The organism is Blautia sp. OM06-15AC (assembly GCF_003481425.1).
GTDB classification, from domain to species: Bacteria; Bacillota; Clostridia; order Lachnospirales; family Lachnospiraceae; genus Fusicatenibacter; species Fusicatenibacter saccharivorans.
Map to the genome: position 1 here is coordinate 40,252 of NZ_QULD01000016.1, position 21,081 is coordinate 61,332.

A 21,081-nucleotide genomic window follows, 5' to 3' on the forward strand; every position below is an offset into this window, starting at 1 on the left:
ATAAATCATCTCGCCTCAAACTCAATGCGAAGGCTCGGATCAGTTTCAGCCTCAAGAACAATTTCGTTATAACGACCAATAATATCTGAAAGCGTAGAATTTCTCTTGCTTTCATCAAAAAGGCTATGTTCATATACATTGGACGAAAGGAATTGCTGAATATCCCAAACCTCAACGCGCCCGGCAAGGCCCGCATCTTCCGCAAGATTTAATGCTGTATGTACACGCTCAAAAATTGTAATGATGACAGGATGGCATCCGCCGCGCAAGTTCGCCTTGCATTTTTCAATCAGCAAAGCGCCGGGCATTGTTGTACAATGGATAATCGTGTTGTTTATAACAAAATCGCCGCTTCGTTCAGTTGGCGCGTCCGCAACAGAAGCGCCATGAATCTCAAATGCATTTTCAGGCATAATAAGACATAATTTCGCGGCTACTAAGTGCTGCAAAACCGTTCCCAAATACTGCGTTCCCGGATTTTGTTTCTGACGTTTCTTAGCCTGTTCAAATAGTTCGTCTAAGTTTGCTCCAATAGTTTTGGAAGTATCGGCGGTCAAAACAAACGGCTGATTTCTGAAATATTCTCTAACTTGTTCCGCCCAAAATTCTTCCACGATTGAAAAATCAACAGTTTCTTCTTCGTTCCATGCGTTGAGAAAATCAACGTACTTTATCATTAACCCCATACTTCCGCGACTGGTGCGCCCGCCTTCTGCGGATAATTGTTGTGTAATGCCATGCTCTTTTAATATTTTTTTGAGATTACCGCCGCCAAGTCCAGCAACCTGTCCTTTACTGCTTGTTTGAAAATCGTCTGGATTTAAGGGAAAATCCTTGTTCTGAACAAGTCGAGTAAATTGAACTACTAGCGACAGCGGCCCTTTCGTATAGATATTATTTTCCTCTTGAAATGCTTTTAATCTTTCTTCTGTACTAATCATCGTATACGGCCTCCGCAAGTTTTGTTAGGAAATTTTCTCCTATGAATTGAGCTACCGGCATTGCGACAGCATCTCCCATCGCTTTATAACCATCGTTGTAGCTACCGGGGAGAATAAAACTATCCGGCGCTCCCATCAATCGAGCGGCTTCACGAACAGTCAATAGGCGAGCATGAATCTCATCATTTTTTTTCACAACTAAATACTGTTTGCTACTTCCGCCTTCTGGCGTTCGTAAACAACCGGCAATACCATCGAAGCGCAATTCTAGCTGCTGCTCTCCATGACGTGTTCGGCGATAGCCCGTAGCATAAACCGTGTCATGCTCATTTAGCTTGATCTGGTGCCGTTCTGGAACAAGCGGCAGGACAGTATCTTTATCAAATTTTGTTTCTTCTTCAATAATATCTTTTAATGTGCTGTGGCGGCGCGGAGGTTTCTCCGCTTGCCACCAAATCCATCCGGGTAAAGACCGACCCAAATCAGAGGCAGCTTTATTATGCAGCCAGCAAGGGGCATCTCCGGTCAGATACGCCGGGATTGCATATCCATGTTGCACAGCAATAACAAAAACCCTCGGTCTTGACTGCGGAACAAAATGGGAAGCGTTTAAAACGATAGCTCCACAGTCGTAACCACGCTCCACAAGTGCCATATGGAGAACCCGATAATTATCGCCGCCATTTGTGGAAAGCAAGCCGGTTACATTCTCTAAAGTCAATATTCGTGGCTTTTCTTCCATCTCATCCAACACACGTAGCCATTCCCACACCAATCCGCTTCTGGATGCGTGAATACCGCCTAAAGAACCAGCCAAAGACAAATCCTGGCATGGAAAACTGGCCCAAGATAAATGAGCAAAAGGCAAATCCCTACCATTCACATCTTTTATGTCGCCAAGTTCAAAATGTTCGCAACCAAAATTAGCTTCATATACAGCCGCTTTCTGTTCGCTAATATCGTTAGCCCAAATTGGTGCAAACATACCTTTTAAGCCGTAGGCGACTAAACCGCTTCCGGCAAAGAATTCATGCATTGTCCAAGGCGCGGAGGACAAGTCGATATTTTGTTTTTTATACAGAGTGCGTTGCAGCAAACTTTTTTCCTCCCGTCTTATTTGAAGTTCGTTTGGTATTGGTCGGTTTTTGAGCATTCTCAGGAATAATCCAAATGCGGCTCATACGCATAGCGCCAACAATTCTGTTCTCTTTACAAAGAATTTGAACTTGACGCGGCGTTACGCCCCATTTTTCAGCAGCTTCCTGAACTGTTATATACCCATTCACTTGCGGCACCTCGAACCTGTATTTTGGATTTTGAAAACTGATATAATTATATTCGTTTGAGCGAAATAAAGCAAGGGATTTCAAGAGGATTTCTCGGCCAATTCTACAATAATACTACTCTGCTGATACAACCAGTCCGTAAATTCTTTCGGGCTGGCTGTTCTTTCTTTTACAGCCCGTTTTCTCTGCAACGCTTCTTTCTTGAACGCTTCAAAAGCGGTCAGCATTTCTTCCAGCCGGTCAGCCGGGAAGCCCGCTGTCCTTTTTGCCTTGTTGATCTTGTTGCGCCAGTTCTGGCACTCGTTTTTGTAGAGCAAATCGTAGTTGTTTTCTCTTGCCCTCTCGTCAAACTCCCTCTTGTTTTGAAGTGCCTGCTTCTTTCTGCATTTGTCGTTGCACAGTTCGTACCGCTGGCTTTTTGCGAGGAAGATATGTCCACAGACTTTGCATTTTCGGAAGCACAACCCCCAATCATTCAGCCGGTTCAGATAGTAGGTTATCAGCGGATAGAACGTGGTATAGGCCGCGACACATTCTGTCGTACGCCGGTTGTCCGGATACCAAAGGTCAAGCCGTGTTTCCGCTGCCGGTACGGAGCCGAATATCCGGCTGGAAATATGGAACGGCTGCGGCCTACCGTTATCGCTGTCAAATTGAAGCGGGCTTCTCTGCTGAAAGGTCATGGTAAAGTGACTCATTTTATCCATGAAGCGGTCACAGGCTTCCGCACGTTTCGCCGGTTCCCTTGCCAGCAGATAGCCATTCCAGATACGGAACGCAGCATACATCCGCAGCGGATCGCCGGTATCAAACTTTGTTTTCAGAAATTCCCCTGCGGCCTGCTCTAAGGCTGGCTGCTTCCAGCGGTTTGAGTGCAGGGCATCCCTCAGCGGAGCCAGGCCAAAGCGGTTCCATTCCCCGTCAGGGTCATGTTCAAACTCTGCAAGGAACGTTCCAAGCGGGCGTGTTGTATCGCACAGCACATCCGCATCCATATCCCCCTGTAATCGAAAGCGCACCTGTAATTCTTCCCCAATTAAAATCCGCTCTTTCATTTTCTTCCTGTCCAGCGTCAGGACGAACAAAATCCGGTCATAACACGGCTCATGCCGCACAAATTCCATTTCCATTCTATTTTCCTACCTTTGCTTATGGTAATTTTATAATTCTGTTATATCAGTTACACTCATAGTATCGTAAAAGTATTGTTTCGTCAAGGAGAAGTCGCTATGATAATTGCACATGGTAATTTCGTTCCATGTAGTACCTTGGCAAGTAAATGACCGTCCAAAAGGGATATGACCGGCAGGAGAAGTGACGCATCCGGCGCACCAATGCAAGGAAACGCCGCAGGAATGGGGCAGGATAACGGCTTTTGGGTAGAACGGCAACAGGAAGCAAGAGAATTGATTTTAATATGGGAGGAACTAAATGAGCGATAACAAGAGATTAAAAAATTATGATGATCTTCCGCTGGTGCTGGACGTGGCGGACATCCGGCGCATTATGGGAATTTCCAGAGTGAGCGCCTATGAGCTGGTTCACACCCCCGGTTTTCCGGCGTTCAGAAGCGGCAGGCTGATTAAGGTCAGTAAAAAGGCGTTCTTTGACTGGATGGAAAAGGGTACGGAAACCGTACCGAAAGGCAACAAATGAGCGCATGGTATCTTTCCCTATCTGGAATACTGCCGCCCTTTTCAAAGGCGCATACAGAGGGGAAAAATCTTGAAAATGACACCGAAACGCTACACCAAAACCGTCTATCTGCGTATGTCGGATAGAAACGGGGAAAGGAGCCAATTACGCCGAGAATGAGCAAGAAGCGCCGGTTGGAGTGGTCTTTCTTCTTAAATGACCGCAGCCGTGTCACTTATAACGAGCTATGCCGCAGATGCCGCCGTGACTGCAAGCAGAGCTTCCGGGCAGTCGTGATCGAATGTCCGAAGTATCTTTCCAAGCGTTCCCGCAAAGGAGCGGAAAAAAAGAGGGAAAACGGAGCAGAGCCGGAAACGGCAGAAATCCCTTTGGAACAAAGGGCGCACTTCTATACATAGTCTGACGACCATGTATCGTGCGTCCTGCGGAGCCGCCCCCTGACCGCTGACAGCATCAGCAATCCGGGGGCCTGCGTCACTTCGTTCCGTACAAGGGGCTGCACCCCTTGCGCCGCTAAAGCGGCTATCCCTGCGCACCCGATGAAAAGATACACCCGCTTTGCGTCTGCATCTTTTCATCGGGTTTGATAGACGAATACCGACACCCTGACCGTTATCCATACGGTCATTTTTATTTCAGAGCAAAGGAGTGAGAACATGAGCAAATCTTTGGAAGAATTGCAGAGAGAGTACGAGGAAAACACCGTCAAACTGGAACAGGAAAAACGAAAGTTGCGCCGACTGGAAAACCGAAAATCCTATCTGGACAGCGGTTCCCGCAAACAGCGCAGCCATCGGCTGATTACCCGTGGGGCGGCGATTGAGAGCGTCATGCCGGAAGTGAAGATACTGACCGAGCAGGAATTTTATTCCCTGATGGAGCGCATTGCCGAATGGCAGCCGGTTCAGAACATGGTACGGCTTGCGGTTGAAAATCACAGCCAGCCGCAGGATGGTAACTGACGATGGCGCTTTATCATTTAACGGTCAGCCAGATCAGACGCAGCGCCGGACAGAGCGCCATTGCCGCCGCAGCTTACCGGGCCGGGGAGTGTCTTTACAGTGATTACTACGGCGAGTACAGTGACTACACCCGCAAGGGCGGCGTGATCTGTTCCGAAATTTTGTTGCCGCCCCATGCCCCGCTGGAATACCAGGACCGGGCGACCTTGTGGAATACGGTGGAACAAGTAGAGAAACACAAGAAAGCGCAGCTTGCTTACAGCTTTGATATTGCTTTGCAGAATGAACTTTCGATGGAAGAAAACATTGCGCTGGCGAGGGAGTTTGTGCAGCGCTGTCTGGTGGACAAAGGAATGGTTGCCGATTTTGCCGTCCATGCCCCGGACAAGGAGGACGGAGGCATCCCCAACCCGCACTTCCATGTGATGACGACCATGCGCCCCATCAATCCAGACGGCACATGGGGACAGAAGCAGCGCCGGGAATATGTGCTGGATGATGAGGGAAACCGGGTGCTGGATAGGAACGGCAAGCCCATGTTCAACGCCGTACCCACTACCGACTGGGGCAGCCCGGAAACGCTGGAAGAATGGCGGGAAGCATGGTGCCGGATGGTCAATGAAAAGTTTGCGAAAAAGGGGCTGGATGTTCGTATTGACCACCGCTCCTATGTGCGGCAGGGGATTGACTTGATCCCCACCGTCCATGAGGGGCCGACTGTCCGGCAGATGGAAGCAAAGGGCATCCGTACCGACAAGGGCGAACTGAACCGCTGGATTAAGGCGACTAACCGGCTGATGCTGGACATAAAAAAGAAAATTAAATCCCTGTTCGGCTGGATTTCAGAAGTCAAAGAGGAACTTTCCAAGCCTAAGACACCGAGCCTTGCCGACCTGCTGATCTCCTATTATCAGGACAGAAACGCCGGGGCATGGAGCCAGAAAGCTAAGGGCAAGAACCTGAAAGAATTTGCGGAAGCGGTCAACTACCTGATGGAAAACAAGCTGCTGACGCTGGAAGCGTTGGAATCCCGCCTGTCTGCTGTCAGCACAGAGTTTGACACATTGAGCGACACTATGAAAGCGAAGTCAGCCCGGATGAAAGAATTGCAGGAGTTGATACGGCAGGCCGAGAACTACAAGCGGCTGAAGCCGGTGTATGACGAGCTGAACGGTATCAAGTGGAAAAAACAGCGGGAGAAATTTGAAACCGCCCATGACGCTGATCTGCGGCTGTTTTATACGGCCCGCCGGATTTTGAAAGAGAAGCTGGACAGGAAGCCCATCACCCTGGCCGCATGGAAACAGGAATATGACCGGCTGCAAGCGGAGTATGCCAAGCTGTCCCCGCAGTATAAGCCGCTTCGGGAGGATTTAATGAAAATGCGCCGAGTACAGTACTGCGTTGACCGGGTATTGCAGCGGCGGCAGCCAGAACAGGAAGCGCCGAAAAAGAAACAGGATATAGAACTATGACATTTACGGGAGGAAGCATTTGAATGTGTTTGAAGCGGTGAAGCAGTCCGTCACTACCCGGCAGGCTGCTTCTTACTATGGAATACGGGTAGGGAGAAATGGCATGGCCTGCTGTCCATTTCACAATGACAGAACGCCCAGCATGAAAGTGGACAGCCGCTACTATTGCTTCGGCTGCGGCGCTTCCGGGGATGTGATCGACTTTGCCGCTTCCCTGCATGGTTTGGGAAAACGGGATGCGGCGGTCAGACTGGCAGAGGATTTTTCAATCCCCTATGACGGAGCCATCCGCACACCGGCAGCAAAGAGAACGCCGCCCAAGCCTACGCCGGAGCAGAGGTTACGGCAGGCGGAACAGCATTGCTTCAAAGTGCTATGTGACTATCTGCATCTATTGGAACGCTGGAAAATCGAATATGCTCCACAGCCACAGGATGCCGCCTGGCATCCTCTTTTCGTGGAAGCATTGCAAAAAAACAGCTATGTAGAATATCTGCTGGATATTTTGTTGTTTGGAGAAATGGAAGAAAAAGCGGCGCTGATTGCCGAACAGGGAAAGGAGGTGGTGCGGCTTGAGCAGCGAATTTCAGAACTTACCGCCAGCAGCGCAGGAGGCAGTTATGCGGACGATGGACGCAATGGAACCGGCGCAGACGCAGGAAGAAATCCGGGAAATGCTGGAGGGGACGCAGAAAGGCGGCGTGAAGAACAGCATCAAGAACTGTCTGACAGTGTTCCAGCGTGACCCGCTGCTGCGTGGAGCAGTCAGCTACAACATTCTTTCCGAAAGGGTGGATATTGTGAAGCCGCTGGGATGGGAACGGACCAGCGCCACTCTGACCGATATGGATATGAAATATTTGCTTTTGTATCTGGAAGAACACTACGGACTGACCAGCGAAAAGAAAGTAGAAAATGCAATCCAGATCGTAGCCAATGAAAACCGCTACCATCCTGTCAGGGATTATCTGAACAGTCTGCAATGGGACGGAACCGAGCGCATCCGCTATGCTCTGCATCACTTTCTGGGAGCAGACACGGACGAGTACACCTTTGAAGCCCTGAAACTGTTTATGATGGGAGCCATCCGGCGGGTATTTCAGCCGGGGAGCAAGTTTGAAGTCATGCTCTGTCTGGTAGGCGGTCAGGGAGCCGGAAAATCCACCTTTTTCCGACTGCTTGCAGTTAAGGACGAGTGGTTTTCAGACGATTTGAAAAAGCTGGACGATGAAAACGTGTATCGGAAGCTGCAAGGGCATTGGATTATGGAGATGTCGGAGATGATCGCCACCGCCAACGCCAGAAGTATTGAGGAAATCAAGTCGTTTCTAAGCCGCCAGAAAGAAACCTATAAAGTGCCGTATGAAACCCATCCGGCAGACCGGCTCCGTCAATGCGTGTTTGGAGGAACCACCAACCGGCAGGACTTTCTTCCCCGTGACCGCACCGGCAACCGGCGCTTTATTCCCGTGACCGTGTACCCGGAACGGGCGGAGGTTCACATACTGGACGATGAAGCGGCGGCGAGGACATATATCAGCCAAATGTGGGCGGAAGCCATGACAATCTACCGCAGCGGGAAGTATAAGCTGTCATTCAGCGCGGAAATGAACGCTTACCTGAAAGCCCACCAGCAGGGTTTTATGCAGGAGGACACGCAGGCCGGTATGATTTACGCCTATTTGGAGGACTACACCGGCGACAGGGTATGTTCCAAGCAGATTTATGAGGAAGCGCTGGGAAACTGCAATCCCCCGGCAGAGTGGGAAACACGGGCAATCTGCGAGATTATGAATACCGGCATTGCAAACGGCAGCATACAGGGCTGGACAGCCTACAAAAGCCCTAAGAGATATAAGAAGTACGGTTCACAAAAAGGCTGGGAGCGTGTCAACCAGCCCCCAGCAGACAAGGATGGTTTTCGGGAAATCACAGAGGAAGAAGCCCGGCAGATGGAGCTTCCATTCTGAAAAAGCCCCCGGTTGACAGTTTGGTTGACGTTTCAGTTGACAGGAAAAAGTCTGATATTTCAGGCACTTCTCCTCTTTGTCAACCATGTCAACCAAGAAATCAAAGAAAAAGTAAAATAGAATAATAGAGCGCCTGAGGATTGTTTTCAAAGTCTTTTGTGCCGGTTGACACGGTTTGGTTGACATTGGAGCAGTCTACGCCACACATAGCCTGACATTGCCTTGTCGGGCATATTTCATTTATGGAGGTAAATGCCTATGGTAAAAGCCAAGAGCGAAAATAACACCAACAACAGCGGCACTATGCTTACCGCTGCGGACGGCACCCAGTATTTTGTCATGGGGAAAATTCGTATCAAGGTATCGGAGCATTTTGCAGAGAACGGGAAGCCGCTGAACAGCCTGCTGGAAGATGTAATCCAGCACGCCGCCGCTGCTTCCTGAAAAAAGATAGATTTGTGACTGTCAATCATCCCACGCTTATGATATACTTGTACCAGCGAGTATTGTATAAGCGTGGGTTGTTTCTTTTTAAGGAGGATTTTTGATGAAACAACCATACAATACAACGGTTTATAACACCGCACTTTATTTGAGATTGAGCCGTGACGATGAGCTGCAAGGCGAAAGCGGCAGCATCCAGACACAGCGCATGATGCTTCGGCAGTACGCCGCCGAGCATGGATTGACCGTAGTAGACGAGTATATTGACGATGGATGGAGCGGCACGAACTTCGACAGGCCGAGCTTCCAGAGGATGATCGACGACATCGAGGACGGGAAAATCAACTGCGTTGTGACAAAGGACTTATCCCGCTTAGGCAGAAACTACATTCTGACCGGCCAATACACAGAAATCTACTTCCCAAGCAAAGGCGTCCGCTACATTGCGATCAACGACAATGTGGACACCCTCAACGGAGAAAGCGAGCTTGCCCCATTCCTGAATATCCTGAACGAGATGCACGCCCGCCAGACCAGCAAAAAGGTCAAGGCCGCCATGCGGACACGGTTTGCAAACGGCGCACACTACGGAGCCTACGCCCCGCTGGGTTATATCAAAGACCCGGATAAGACCGGGCATCTTCTGGTTGACACGGAAACAAGGTGGATTATCGAAAAGATCTTTGACCTTGCCGTTCATGGCAGAGGGGCGGCCAGCATCACACGGATTTTGGTGGAAGCAAAAGTACCCACCCCCGGATGGCTGAACTTCCAGAGGTACGGCACTTTCGCCAATATCTATGCCGGAGCGCCGGAGGAAAAAGCCTATGCGTGGACGATAGCGCAGGTCAAAAGCATCTTGAAAGAGGAAACCTACATCGGTCACAGCGTACACAATAAGCAGAGCAACATTTCATTCAAGAACAAGAAAAAGGTACGCAAGCCGAAAGAGGAATGGTATCGTGTGGAGAATACCCACGAAGCGATTATCTCCGAAGATGTGTTCCGACAGGTGCAGGAGCAGATTGCCAGCAGACGCAGACGGCAAAAGGACGGCACAACGCAGATTTTTTCAGGGCTGGTAAAGTGTGCGGACTGCGGCTGGTCGCTGGCATACGGCGAGAATAAGCAGAACAAAACCCCGTATGGCTACTATCATTGCAGCAAGAACGGACAGGGACTGCGCCAATGCTCCATGCACTACATCCGCTATGATGTGCTTTACGCCTATGTCCTCTCCCGCCTGCAATACTGGTCACAGCAGGCCCAGCAGGACGAGGACAAACTTCTGAAAAGGCTGCTCAACGCCAGCGATAAGGAACGCAGCTCTGCGAGGGAGAAACAGGCATCCGAACTGAAAAAAGCCGAGAAGCGAAAAGCAGAGGTTGACGGGCTGTTTGCCAAGATGTACGAGGACTGGGCTGCCGGACGCATTACAGAGTACAACTTCAATATGTTGTCCGAGAAGTATCAGGGCGAACAAAAGGAGCTGGACGAGAAAATCCAGCAGCTTCACGAAGCGATGGAAGCCGTTGCGCAGACCGCCGTTGACGCTGAAAAGTGGGTAGGGCTGATGAGGCAGTATGTCAACCCTACGGAGCTGACCGCCGAACTGCTGAATACGCTGATTGAAAAAATCTTTGTGCATGAAGCGGTTAAGGGCGAGGACGGCAGCCGGGAGCAGGAAGTAGAGATTTTCTATCGCTTTATAGGCAAAATCGACTGACACATCTTTTTTACCCAACAATATCTTTAACTAAGGGAAAATGGGATTTCGGTTCCGGATGCGGTGATGCTGGATCGGATGGCGGAGCTGTTTGAGGTGCCGGTGAGTGTGCTGCTGGGCGGCGGGCTGGAAGTAGAGGAGGAGCAGCCTTCGGAACTGAATGAGATTGCACAGCAGCTTGCGGTCTTAAATGATCAGCTGGTGCAGCAGGCAGTGCGGAGACGGAAAGTGATCCGGTATGCGTTTGTTGGTGTGTTTGCGGCGATCTTTGTTCTGATTGGAGCGGCGATCGGACTTCGGGTGTACACGGAATCACAGCTGCGGGATGAAGCGTCGCTTTGCACGGTTCGTTATGAATGCACGCTCGACGGGGAATCATATGTATATGAAGCTTCCTATAACAGTCAGTATCAGATCTTGTACGAGGGCGGCGATGCCTGGATTTCGAATCATGTGCAGCCGGAGCAGTACGAGGATGTGAATGTGCTGTCGGCGCAGATGCAGGATTACTTCGAAGAAAAAGGCGGAACATGCACGATCATTGACGAAAATCTGTAAAAGTTTTGTATTATTGTATTTTTTTATGGTTTTGGGTATTTTATCTGCCCGGTAATTCCTCTCTTCTGATATAATGGTAACAATGCATTATATCAGAGGGAGGAATTTCTTTATGTCACAGACACAAACCCGGCGGAGTTCTCAGGTTGATCTGCTTCATGGCTCGATCCTGAAATCTCTGCTGCTTTTTGCCCTGCCGATTATGGCGTCCCGCGTGTTTCAGCAGATTTACAACACGATGGATACGCTGATCGTCGGCTATACACTCGGCGACTCGTCGATTGCGGCGATGGGTGCCTGCTCGTCGATTTATGAGATGATGACCGGATTTACCTTCGGCGTCGGAAACGGTCTTGCAATCGTCACGGCGCGCTGCTTTGGACGGCAGGAGACGGACCGGATGAAAAAATCGGTTGCATCCTGTATCGTCATCGGCGTTGCCGTCACACTGGTAGTTACCATTCTGGCGACGATCTTCATGCATCCGCTGCTGCGCCTACTGAAAACACCGGCGGAGATTCTTGAGGAATCCTACAGCTATATTTCGATTCTCTCGATTTTCCTGTTCGTCATGTTCGCCTACAACCTGTGCTCCGGCCTGCTGCGGGCGATCGGCAACAGCTTCATGCCGCTTGTGTTCCTGATCTTTTCATCGCTGGTGAACATCGTGCTCGATCTGCTGTTTATCCGCACGTTCGGCATGGGTGTCCGGGGTGCCGCGATTGCAACCGTCATTGCACAGGGCATTTCCGTTGTGCTCTGCCTGATTTATATTGTTACGAAAGCGAAAATCCTGCTTCCGGAAAAACGCCACTTCGCGCTGGACCGCGGACTGTACGCAGATCTGCTGGCGCAGGGATTTTCGATGGGATTTATGAGCAGTATCATTTATGTCGGTTCGATCGTTCTGCAGCCGGGCATCAACAGCCTCGGATATGAAACTATCGCCGGACATACCGCTGCGAGAAAGCTGTTTTCGTTCTCCATGATGCCGCTTTCCTCCATGGCGCAGGCCGTCAACACTTACGTTGCACAGAACCGCGGCGCAGACAACTGGGAGCGCGTGCGGAAAGGCATCCGTTACGCTTACATTTTCTGCTTCAGCGTAACCGCGTGCCTGATTGTAATCGTCACCCCGCTTGCACCAACCATGGTACACCTGATCTCTGGTTCATCCGACCCGACCGTCCTCGGAAACGGAGCCCGCTACCTCCGCGTAGCCATCCCGTTTTTCTTCGCCCTTGGTCTTGTCAACTGCAGCCGTCTGGCACTGCAGGCACTCGGAGAGAAAATTCTGCCGTTGCTGTCGAGCTTTATTGAGCTGTTTGGAAAGATTATCTTTGCCATGGTATTCATTCCACGCTACCACTACAGCGCCGTAATCTGGTGCGAACCGATCATCTGGTGCTTCATGGCTGCGGAGCTTGTGATTTCACTGTATCGAAATCCTTATATGAGAAAAGGGAAGACAGGAAACTGATTTTTAAATGAAAAAATTACCGGCCAATGCACGGAAAAATCTGTGTGTTGACCGGTAATTATATATCACATTATATTATTCATAGCAGGCACTGAATGCAGGTCTCATTTCTTCATTTTAAAACACCACCCTTATAATGTTTATTATTATATACGTATAAAACTAAAATATCAATTTTAGAAAGCATTATAAAACGACGGCATAATAAAAATTTGTGGGATTATGGTGTATACTTGAGTTTCGAATCATGGAAAATATAAAGTCAGCATATTTTTATAAAGATCTTTTTAGTCAGGTGATGCAATGAACATTCTATGGAGTTCCATGCTGCTTCTCGGAATCGCATATGGCGCGCTGCAGGGACGGATGCCGGAGGTGACGGATGGGGTGATTCAGGCTTCGAGGGAGGCGGTGGTGCTGGCGGTTTCGCTGGTTGGGGTGACGGGGTTCTGGGCAGGGCTGATGGAGATTGCGAAGAAGGCGGGAGTGATTGACGGGCTGGTGAAACGAATGGGGCCGGTGATGCGGTTTCTGTTTCCGGAAGTGCCGGAAGACCATCCTGCGATGCGGGCGGCGGGGATGAATATGATCTGTAATGTGTTTGGACTCGGCGCGGCTGCGACGCCGCCGGGGCTTGCGGCGATGGAGCGGTTTGAGGAGCTGGAGGAAGAGCGGCGGAAAATGAGAAACCCGGCCGCAGTTCCAGAAGGAACCGCAAACCGGGAAATGTGTACGTTTTTGATTTTAAATATTTCTTCTCTGCAGCTCATCCCCGTCAACATCATTGCGTACCGCAGTCAGTACGGCAGCGTCCACCCAACAGCAATTGTCGGACCGGCGCTTGCTGCGACGGCTGCGAGTACGATTGCGGCGGTGGTGTTTTGCAAAGTGATGGAAAGAATGGGGCGATGATTATTCAGATTACTCAGCCCAGGTGCCGTTTACAAAGACATCGGTCTCGCTTCCGTCTTCGTGAATACCCACGATATGCAGGTCATCCGATCCAACCATAAAGTCAACGTGGATCAGGGAATCGTTGATACCTTTTGCGAGGATTTCTTCATCACTCATATCCATAAATCCGTCCAGCACCTCGGAAAAGCCGGCGCCGGCGGCAACGTGGCAGCATGCGTTCTCGTCGAACAGAGTGTTAAAGAACATCAGACCGGACTGGTTGATCGGGGACTCCTTCGGAACGAGTGCAACCTCGCCGAGCATCGCGGCGCCCTCATCCATCGCGAACATTTTCTTCAGAACCTCTTCGCCCTGTTCTGCGTGGCAGTCGACAACCTTTCCGTCCTTAAAATCAACGGTAAAGTTGTTGATAACCTGGCCGGACCAGCTTAACGGTTTGGTGGAAACGAGGCGGCCTTCACATTTGCCGCGCATCGGGCTGGTGAAAACTTCTTCGGTCGGCATATTCGGGACATAGAAGGTATTGTTCATATGGTTGATATCGCCAGCGCCGCTCCACTTTGCGTCCGGAATCAGTTCAACTGTGAAATCGGTGCCGTTTTTGCTGGTATAATGCAGTTTGCGGAACGCCTGTTCATTCAGCCAGTTGGCTTTTTGGGTCATGCGGTCACAGTGTGCCTGCCAGATTTTTTCAACATCTTCGCCTTCTTTTAAATACAGGCAATCAAAAATAGCATTCCACAGCTTCTCAACCGCAATATCCTCCGGCTCGCCCGGGAATACTTTTCTGGCCCATGCCGGTGACGGAGCGGCAACGATCAGCCACTGATGTTTTCCGTCGAGCTGATCGCGGTATTTTTTCGTTACTTTCCCGCGCATCTGACGGACGGTAGAGAGCAGATCGGCAGAGATGCCGGCAAGCTCATCCGGATCGGAGGAGTCAATGAAAATGCGGACCGGAAGATCTACGGTCATCTGTTTGAGGCGCTCCTCCTCCCAATTCTGAACCGTACCGAGTGTTTCGGCTGTGGCGTACTGATAACTCAGCTTGTTAATCGGACCACACTCCCAGATCAGCTCAACATAGCTTGCACCGGCTTTGTAACACTCTTCCGTGACCATGGTAGCAAGCAGAACCTGATCCACACCGGCCTGCAGACGGACACGCTGTCCTTTCTGTACATTTGCGCCGATTTTTACGATCAGCTTTGCGTATTCTCTTAATTTTGCTTCATTCATGATAAAAAACTCCCTTTTTGTAAAGTTTAAAACTGGAATGGATCGTTAAACGATCCATAGTACGAAACCGGCTCGCCTGCAGTCAGCAGATGGTGTACGTCGCCAACAGTCTGGCAGCGGAAGTACACTTCGCCCGGTTTGCGTTCCTCACTTCCGACGATTGTGACAGAAGTCGGCGCCAGAAACATACCCTGCCAGAGCTGGGTTGGTGTCATATTCAGCAAGTGGGACAGTGCCACGCAGGTAACGCCGAGATGACAGAAGCAGACGATGACAGCCTCGCGGTTCGTCTCATCAGAGGCATGATAGCGATAGCCGTCCCGTACATAGCCGTAGTGTGCAAGCAGCGTATCGAGTCCGTCGGTCACAAAACGGTAATTTTCGTCCATATTTCCGGTTTGCATGATCGGATTTTTCGTCCAGAGATGATTGTCATAGAGATCCCGGTTTGCGTCGAGTACATCCGGCAGAAAATCCCACGGAATCCGGCGCTTCCCGGTTTCCGGGTCAATGACAGGCGCATCAAATTCGCGCAGCCATGGAAGAATTTTGGCTTCGCGATCCGCGTTTTTCAGTGTGAAAGAAGCCGTATCCTTCGCACGTCCGAGCGGCGAGCAGTAAAAATCGGTGACGTTCCATTTCGCCGTTCGCTTCGAAAGCAGCTCAGCCTCACGCCAGCCCTTTTCAGTCAGCGAATCAATCTCATAATTCGGTTCGCCGTGGCGGATAAAGATAATTTTCATAAGAATTCCTTTCTTCGTATGCCACAAATCGTTTGGTTTATGCATCGAAAAGTCAATTTCAGTTCCGAAAAATCTGCGGCAGAGCACAGAACATTCAGAATTGATGTCACTTAGCTTAGTGTATCATAAATTGTCAAACTTGTGTGAGTTTCTGTGGAAAAAGATGTGGCAAATTGGAAGAGGCGTTCGCACGTCTGGTAGGCGGCCTGGGAGGAGTGGTTAAGATTTGAGAGGAGAGTGACAGAGGATGATGCGTTCTGGAAATATTTTTGAACGGGAAGGCAGCAGAGGGCATGGCTGCGATGGAGATGGCACAGAGATTACAGGAGGTGGTGATTATTCTGGTTGGGATAAGATGTATGATCAGGGCAGTATTGAAATAAAGGGGGGATGCCATTTATAAAAAAACAGTAAATTCGTCCACTTAGGACTAGCCGCCGCGGCTGTAGATTGATACAATAAAAGAAATAGGAAATATCGATTTTTTGCATAGGAGGAACACGGCGGCATGGCGGGATATGTGAGTCTTCAGGATGTAACAAAGACCTATCAAATGGGTGAGATTACCATCAAGGCTGCGGATGGGATCAGCTTTGATGTGGAAAAGGGTGAGTTTGTGATTGTTGTTGGACCGAGCGGTGCGGGTAAGACGACGGTGCTGAATATTTTAGGCGGAATGGACACAGCGACTTCAGGAAAGGTGTTGGTGGACGGGGCGGAGATCAGTAAGTACCGCGGCAAGAAGCTGATCCAGTACCGGCGGGAGGATATTGGATTTGTTTTTCAGTTTTATAATCTGATGCAGAACCTGACGGCACTTGAAAACGTGGAGCTGGCGATGCAGATCTGCCGGCATCCGCTGGATGCGTCGGAGGTGCTTGCGGAGGTTGGGCTGGAAGAGAGAATGAATAACTTCCCGGCACAGCTTTCGGGCGGAGAGCAGCAGCGTGTGGCGATTGCGCGTGCGCTGGCGAAGAATCCGAAACTGCTGCTCTGCGATGAGCCGACCGGCGCGCTCGATTATGTGACGGGAAAAGCGATCTTAAAGCTGCTGCAGGATACCTGCCGGGAGAAGGGGATGACGGTCATTGTCATCACTCACAACTCGGCGCTGACACCGATGGCGGACCGCGTGATTAAAATTCGAAACGGAAAAGTGGCGGGCATGAAAACAAATGAGAACCCGACGCCGGTGGAAGAGATAGAATGGTAGGTGGACGATGAGAGCATTTCGAAAAGACTTTATCCGGGAAATCACAAAGAACAAGGGGCGGTTTCTGTCAGTCTTTTTCATCGTGCTTCTTGGCGCGGCGTTTTTCTCGGGCATCCGGTCGGCGGAAGGAGATATGAAAGTCTCAGCGGACCGGTATTATGATGAAGTAAATTATATGGATTTGAAAGTCCTTGGAACGCTGGGGCTGACAGACGATGATCTGGCGGATATCGCGAAGACAGACGGCGTGAAAGCGGTCTACGGCGGAAAGACGGTGGAAGTGCTGCATGACATCGGTGAGAGCGAGCAGGTTGTGAAACTGATCGCGCTGACGGACAGTGTGAATGAACCGCGCGTGGTCAAGGGACGGATGCCAGAGAAAGAGGATGAAATTCTTGTTGATACGCAGTTTCTGAAAAGTTCCGGCTGTGAGATCGGGGATCAGGTAACGTTCACTTCCGGAACGGAGGATCCGCTCTCAGATTCGCTGACCGGGGACACGTTTACGATTGTTGGTTCGGCGACGCTCCCTTATTATATGGATCTGAACCGCGGAACGGGCTCGATTGGAAACGGAAGCATCAACAGTTTTGCACTGCTGCTTCCGGAAGCATTTACCTCGGATCTCTATACAGAGATTTATGTTCAGGCGGACGGCGCGCAGGAAGAGGCGAGCTACAGCGATGCGTATGATGAGACGGTGAAGGCTGTACAGACAAAGATCGAAGCACTCGAGGACGCGGCGTGCGATCGGCGGTATACGGCAGTCAAAACCGAAGGCCAGGAGAAGATCGACGATGCAAAACAGCAGGTCGTTGATGCAGAGCAGAAATTAGCCGATGCCAAAACAGAACTGGATGACGGCGCACAGCAGCTTGCCGACGCGAAAGTGACGATTGCAGACAAAGAGCAGGAACTTCTCGACGGTGAGCAGACGTTAAAGGACAAAGAACAGGAGCTCCTTGACGGAAAGCAGACGATTGCTGAGAAAGAACAGGAACTCCTTGACGGAAAACAGGCCATTGCAGAAAAAGAGCAGGAACTTCTCAGTGCGAAAGCAACGATCGCCGATAAAGAACAGGAACTGGTATCCGGCAAGGCAACGCTGAAAGACAAAGAGGCAGAACTTGCGAGCGGAAAGGCGACGTTGGAAGCAAAGGCGGCAGAGCTGGAAAGTGGAAAAGCGACGCTGAGTCAGAAAGCGGCAGAACTGGAAAGCGGAAAAACAACGCTGAATCAGAAAGCAGCAGAGCTGGAAAGCGGAAAGGCAGCACTGGAAGCGAAAGCAAAAGAACTTTCTGACGGAAAGACACAGCTCGCAGCGAAAGAAACAGAACTTGCATCTGGTAAAACAGAGTTAGAAGAAAAAATGGCGCAGCTTTCGGCAGCAAAAACTGAGCTGAGTCAGAAACAGACGGAACTGAATGCGGCAAAAGAACAGCTTTCCGTAAAAGAAACAGAATTAAATGCTGCGAAGGAACAGCTTTCCGCCGCGCGTGAGGAACTGGAAAGCAAAAAAGAAGAAACCGCTGCAGGACGCGCACAGTATGAAGCGCAGAAAGCAGCGTACGAGGAGCAGAAAAACCAGTACGAAACAGCAAAGGATCAGTTAGCCCAGCTTGGCGGCCAGCTTTCAGACGTGGAAGCTGCGCAGACAGAAGTGGCAGGGCAGATCGAGGCGATTACGGCTCAGCTTGACGGACTGACAGAAGAAGATGAAGTGTATGCATCCCTGTTGGAACAGAAAACTGCGCTGGAAGCAAAGCAGACAGAGTTAGCACAGCAGCTTTCCACGATGCATGAGCAGAAAACATTTCTGGAACAAAACATCGCAGCGTTTGAGGCAGCCAGCGCTGAAGCAGAGGCTCAGCTTGTAGCAGCAGAGGCACAGATTACAGATGCGGAAAATCAGCTTGCAGCGGCAGATGCGCAGTTAACGGAAAAAGAGCAGGAATGCGCCGCCGGTGAGGACGAGCTTGCTGCTGCAAAAGAAGAACTGGAAAACGGTGAAGCGCAGGTTACAGCCGGTCTTGCGCAGATTGCAGATGGAGAAGCGCAGGCAAGTGCTTACCAGAAACAGCTGGAGGATGGAGAAGCACAGCTCAATGCAGCGAAAGCGCAGATCGAAGAAGGAGAAGCACAGATCGAGGCAAACCGCAGCAAACTGGAAGAGGGCGAAGCACAGCTTGCAGCCGCCAGAGCGCAGATCGCGGATGGCGAGCAGCAGATTGCATCATATCAGCAGACGATTCAGTCGGGCGAGGCTCAGCTTGCGGAAGGAAGAAAGACAATTGCCGACGGAGAAAGCCAGTTGGCGGACGCAAAACAAACGATAAGCAATGGAGAAAGTCAAATTGCAGAAGCGAAACAGTCGATCGCCGACGGCGAAACCCAGTTAGCAGAAGCAAAGCAGACGATCGCCGATGGAGAAAGTCAGCTCGCCGAAGCCAAGCAGACGATTGCCGACGGAGAAACCCAGCTTGCCGACGCGAAACAGGAAATCGCCGACGGAAAAATCTCCCTTGCGGATGCGAAACAGGAAATTGCCGATAAAGAAAAGGAACTTGAGGACGGCAAAGCCGAATATGAAAAAGCAAAAGCCGACGCCGAACCAGAAATCGCGGATGCGAAGCAGGAAATTGCGGACGGTGAGAAAACACTCGCAGACCTGAAAAAACCAACGTGGTACGTCTGGGGACGGAATAAGGTAACGTCAACTGAGAGCTTCGGTCAGGATGCCGGCCGTATCTCGAATATCGGAAAATTCTTCCCGGTTATCTTCTTCCTCGTGGCTGCTCTCGTCAGCCTGACGACGATGACACGAATGATCGAGGAACAGCGTCAGCAGATCGGAACGTTAAAAGCCCTCGGCTATTCCGACGGCGTGATCGCCTTTAAATATTTCGCATACGCGATGCTCTCCACCGTATCCGGCGCTCTCGCGGGCGTGGTGGTTGGAGAAAAAATCCTGCCCTGGGTTATTATGAATGCCTACGGCATGCTGTATACCGGACTCCCGTATTACATGACCCCGCTGAACTGGGAGCAGGGAGGCCTTGCGATTCTGGCGAGTGCAGCCTGCACCGGCGTGGCGACGATCGCGGCATGCTACAAAGAACTCGCCGCAGGTCCGGCAGAGCTGATGCGGCCGGAAGCACCGAAAAACGGCAAACGGATTTTCCTGGAACGCATCGGCGTACTCTGGAAACATCTGAACTTTACGCAGAAATCAACCGTGCGGAATCTGGTGCGGTATAAAAAACGATTCTTCATGACCGTTATCGGAATCGGCGGATGCATGGGTCTGATCCTCGTCGGTTTCGGCCTTCAGGATTCCATCACCGCGATTGCGAAAAACCAGTTCGTCAGCCTCTTCACCTATCAGGCGAATGCTGTGCTGAATTCAGATGTGGATGAATCCGAAAAAGAAGCATTGCAGACCGATCTGGAAAACTACAGCGGCATCGATGAGCTGCTGGAAATGTACTGCCAGAACATCGAACTGCAGACCGACAAAAAGACCGTGGATGCAGTGCTTGAAGTGCCGAAAGAACTGACGAATTTCAATGACTTCTATGCCTTCCGAGACCGGAAAAGCGGAGAAGTTTACGAATTCCCGACCGACGGCGGCGCAGCCATCAGCGAAAAGACAGCAACGATGCTCGGTGTAAAAGCAGGCGACACGGTTCAGCTGAAAAAAGGCGATGATATTGTGGACGTAAAGATTTCGATCATCGTCGAAAACTACGTGCGCCATTACCTGTATCTGGCCCCGGATCTCTACGAGGAGCTGTTCGGCGGAGCGCCGGACTACAACCAGCTTCTGATGAAATATCAGGACACGTCGGGCAATTATGAGACAGCACTCGGAGAAAAAATCATGACGTACGACGGTGTAGCGGCAATCTCGTTCACATCCGACCTGATTGATCAGATTGACAACATGCTTCGTTCCCTCGACATCGTCATCGTGGTGCTGATCGTATCGGCGGGCCTGCTGGCGTTTGTGGTGCTGTACAACCTGAACAACATCAACATCACCGAACGACAGAGAGAGCTGGCAACGCTGAAAGTGCTCGGCTTCTTCGACGGCGAGGTGGCATCGTACGTGTACCGGGAAAACATGGTGCTGACACTGTTCGGCGTTATCGCGGGCATGGGAATTGGAACGTTTTTACATCATTGCGTAATTCAGACCGTCGAGGTCGATATGATGATGTTCGGACGAAACGTGTTCCCGCGGAGCTACGGCTGGAGCGCCCTGATTACCCTGGCGTTTGCTCTGTTCGTCAATTTTATGATGTTCTACCGGTTAAGAAAAATTGATATGATTGAATCGCTGAAAAGCGTGGAGTAAACAACAGAAAAAGGCCGTCCGCGGTGATGCAGAGAATCTGCAGAAACCGTGGGTGGTTTTTTCATTTTGAAAGTGAAATATGAGCCGGAATGCTTGTTTTTTCAGACATTTCGTTG

Annotated in this window: 20 protein-coding genes; 14 read left to right on the plus strand and 6 right to left on the minus strand. The window is 50.5% G+C overall.

Translation table 11 applies throughout. The annotated features are described in order from the left end of the window. Positions 1 to 5: 5 nt before the first annotated feature. From DXB83_RS15450 to DXB83_RS15465, 4 genes are read right to left on the minus strand one after another with little or no spacing between them, the layout of a single operon-like run. A complete protein-coding gene (locus DXB83_RS15450; protein WP_009322372.1) occupies positions 6 to 941 on the minus strand; it encodes a DUF4928 family protein in 936 nt (311 codons plus the stop codon). After that, positions 934 to 2,037 carry a DNA cytosine methyltransferase gene (locus tag DXB83_RS15455; protein WP_009322371.1) on the minus strand — a complete coding sequence of 368 codons (1,104 nt, stop codon included), beginning with the start codon at positions 2,035 to 2,037 and terminating at the stop codon, positions 934 to 936. The genes DXB83_RS15450 and DXB83_RS15455 overlap by 8 nt, the downstream gene beginning before the upstream one ends. Continuing rightward, the gene (locus DXB83_RS15460) at positions 2,015 to 2,311 is read right to left on the minus strand and encodes a helix-turn-helix domain-containing protein (protein ID WP_226840934.1); all 297 of its coding nucleotides are present in this window, start codon (positions 2,309 to 2,311) and stop codon (positions 2,015 to 2,017) included. The genes DXB83_RS15455 and DXB83_RS15460 overlap by 23 nt, the downstream gene beginning before the upstream one ends. Further along, positions 2,308 to 3,357 carry a hypothetical protein gene (locus tag DXB83_RS15465; protein ID WP_117804499.1) on the minus strand — a complete coding sequence of 350 codons (1,050 nt, stop codon included), beginning with the start codon at positions 3,355 to 3,357 and terminating at the stop codon, positions 2,308 to 2,310. Before DXB83_RS15465 ends, DXB83_RS15460 begins: the two co-directional genes overlap by 4 nt. Positions 3,358 to 3,658: 301 nt before the next feature. Here DXB83_RS15465 and DXB83_RS15470 point away from each other — a divergent pair, with 301 nt between their 5' ends. The 11 genes from DXB83_RS15470 to DXB83_RS15520 all read left to right on the plus strand — a co-directional run bounded on the left by DXB83_RS15470 (position 3,659) and on the right by DXB83_RS15520 (position 13,410). After that, on the plus strand, positions 3,659 to 3,883 hold the full coding sequence (locus tag DXB83_RS15470) for a helix-turn-helix domain-containing protein (RefSeq protein ID WP_009322369.1): 225 nt from the start codon (positions 3,659 to 3,661) through the stop codon (positions 3,881 to 3,883). Positions 3,884 to 4,038: 155 nt separating this feature from the next. Beyond that, complete coding sequence (locus tag DXB83_RS15475) at positions 4,039 to 4,281, plus strand: hypothetical protein (protein WP_009322368.1); 243 nt, start codon at positions 4,039 to 4,041, stop codon at positions 4,279 to 4,281. Between the two features lie 258 nt (positions 4,282 to 4,539). Further along, complete coding sequence (locus DXB83_RS15480) at positions 4,540 to 4,845, plus strand: DUF3847 domain-containing protein (protein ID WP_117804498.1); 306 nt, start codon at positions 4,540 to 4,542, stop codon at positions 4,843 to 4,845. 2 nt (positions 4,846 to 4,847) lie between these two features. Next, positions 4,848 to 6,320: a MobQ family relaxase gene (gene mobQ, locus DXB83_RS15485; RefSeq protein ID WP_117804497.1), complete on the plus strand. Its 1,473-nt coding sequence runs from the start codon at positions 4,848 to 4,850 to the stop codon at positions 6,318 to 6,320. Between the two features lie 19 nt (positions 6,321 to 6,339). Further along, the gene (locus DXB83_RS15490) at positions 6,340 to 7,065 is read left to right on the plus strand and encodes a CHC2 zinc finger domain-containing protein (protein WP_117804496.1); all 726 of its coding nucleotides are present in this window, start codon (positions 6,340 to 6,342) and stop codon (positions 7,063 to 7,065) included. Next, complete coding sequence (locus DXB83_RS15495; RefSeq protein ID WP_117804495.1) at positions 6,950 to 8,290, plus strand: virulence-associated E family protein; 1,341 nt, start codon at positions 6,950 to 6,952, stop codon at positions 8,288 to 8,290. Before DXB83_RS15490 ends, DXB83_RS15495 begins: the two co-directional genes overlap by 116 nt. A gap of 258 nt (positions 8,291 to 8,548) precedes the next feature. Beyond that, on the plus strand, positions 8,549 to 8,734 hold the full coding sequence (locus DXB83_RS15500; RefSeq protein ID WP_009322363.1) for a hypothetical protein: 186 nt from the start codon (positions 8,549 to 8,551) through the stop codon (positions 8,732 to 8,734). A gap of 103 nt (positions 8,735 to 8,837) precedes the next feature. Then, positions 8,838 to 10,460: a recombinase family protein gene (locus tag DXB83_RS15505; RefSeq protein ID WP_117804494.1), complete on the plus strand. Its 1,623-nt coding sequence runs from the start codon at positions 8,838 to 8,840 to the stop codon at positions 10,458 to 10,460. A 66-nt stretch (positions 10,461 to 10,526) separates the two neighbouring features. Beyond that, positions 10,527 to 11,018: a hypothetical protein gene (locus DXB83_RS15510; protein WP_118697838.1), complete on the plus strand. Its 492-nt coding sequence runs from the start codon at positions 10,527 to 10,529 to the stop codon at positions 11,016 to 11,018. A gap of 112 nt (positions 11,019 to 11,130) precedes the next feature. Then, positions 11,131 to 12,498, plus strand: coding sequence for an MATE family efflux transporter (locus DXB83_RS15515; RefSeq protein ID WP_118697839.1), 1,368 nt, complete (start codon positions 11,131 to 11,133; stop codon positions 12,496 to 12,498). A 303-nt stretch (positions 12,499 to 12,801) separates the two neighbouring features. Next, positions 12,802 to 13,410 (plus strand): nucleoside recognition protein, encoded by a 609-nt coding sequence (locus DXB83_RS15520; RefSeq protein ID WP_117804491.1) that lies wholly within the window; start codon positions 12,802 to 12,804, stop codon positions 13,408 to 13,410. Between the two features lie 9 nt (positions 13,411 to 13,419). Here the strand turns inward: DXB83_RS15520 and DXB83_RS15525 are convergent, their stop codons facing one another. Beyond that, positions 13,420 to 14,652: an aminopeptidase gene (locus DXB83_RS15525; protein WP_117804490.1), complete on the minus strand. Its 1,233-nt coding sequence runs from the start codon at positions 14,650 to 14,652 to the stop codon at positions 13,420 to 13,422. A gap of 26 nt (positions 14,653 to 14,678) precedes the next feature. Then, a complete protein-coding gene (locus tag DXB83_RS15530; RefSeq protein WP_117804489.1) occupies positions 14,679 to 15,395 on the minus strand; it encodes a histidine phosphatase family protein in 717 nt (238 codons plus the stop codon). A gap of 247 nt (positions 15,396 to 15,642) precedes the next feature. Between DXB83_RS15530 and DXB83_RS16610 the strand changes: the two genes are divergently transcribed. The 3 genes from DXB83_RS16610 (at position 15,643) to DXB83_RS15540 (ending at position 20,965) form a co-directional block, all read left to right on the plus strand. Then, positions 15,643 to 15,798 (plus strand): hypothetical protein, encoded by a 156-nt coding sequence (locus tag DXB83_RS16610; RefSeq protein ID WP_158565837.1) that lies wholly within the window; start codon positions 15,643 to 15,645, stop codon positions 15,796 to 15,798. Between the two features lie 105 nt (positions 15,799 to 15,903). Continuing rightward, positions 15,904 to 16,608: an ABC transporter ATP-binding protein gene (locus tag DXB83_RS15535; RefSeq protein WP_055226115.1), complete on the plus strand. Its 705-nt coding sequence runs from the start codon at positions 15,904 to 15,906 to the stop codon at positions 16,606 to 16,608. 7 nt (positions 16,609 to 16,615) lie between these two features. Then, positions 16,616 to 20,965 (plus strand): ABC transporter permease, encoded by a 4,350-nt coding sequence (locus DXB83_RS15540; RefSeq protein WP_118697840.1) that lies wholly within the window; start codon positions 16,616 to 16,618, stop codon positions 20,963 to 20,965. Positions 20,966 to 21,081: the final 116 nt, after the last annotated feature.